The organism is Bartonella massiliensis, assembly GCF_902150025.1.
GTDB classification, from domain to species: Bacteria; Pseudomonadota; Alphaproteobacteria; order Rhizobiales; family Rhizobiaceae; genus Bartonella; species Bartonella massiliensis.
The window spans coordinates 1-629 of the sequence record NZ_CABFVS010000083.1; the positions used below are offsets into that span (position 1 = coordinate 1).

The following is a 629-nucleotide window of genomic DNA, read 5'->3' on the forward strand; positions in this document are numbered from 1 at the left end:
CATTATCATTGAATGAAATATTTTGGTTGTTTTTATCTTCTATCATTTATTTATAACCTTTCAGAATTAAAAAATCATTGAAATCTAAAGCGTTAGGGGCTTGCATCATAAAGACCTCAAAGCCTTGGCTATAAGCACGCTTTGCTAGGGTAAAACCTGCTTTACGACCCACATCATCACCGTCCATTGCAATTGTCAGACGTCCTTTTATCGGGGGAAAATTCACATGCATCATGCCACTGGTGTAAAGAGACGCCCATACATTCACGGGCTCTGATAACAACCCAGACAGCAACGCCAGCCCCGTTTCAATGCCTTCACAAATAACCAGATGTTTTGGATTGTCTTGCCTTAAATGCACAGCACCACCCATGACAGAACCCAACATGGCTTTGGCTGGTTTCTGATCTGTTTTGCAGCCATTGGCTTTTAAAAAGGTCCTATGAATGGCAAAAGAGCCAGCACCCTTAACAAGAGCCACCAACGCGGGCAGTTTCATTCCTAATGGGTGTGGACATTTGTCGTGAAAACGTAAATCAGCAGGCAATTCACATGTGAGCCCCCGCATGCGTAAATAGGTTTCTGCTAAAGTATTTTTGATCGGTTGACTTTGTTGCCAAATCTTTTTT

The 629-nt window shown here is 42.3% G+C and carries 1 protein-coding gene; it reads right to left on the reverse strand.

All coding sequences use genetic code 11. The features are described 5' to 3' along the window. Positions 1 to 46: 46 nt before the first annotated feature. Positions 47 to 629: DUF7146 domain-containing protein (locus tag FNZ60_RS09515; protein ID WP_185913582.1), on the reverse strand; the 583-nt coding region annotated here is incomplete at its 5' end.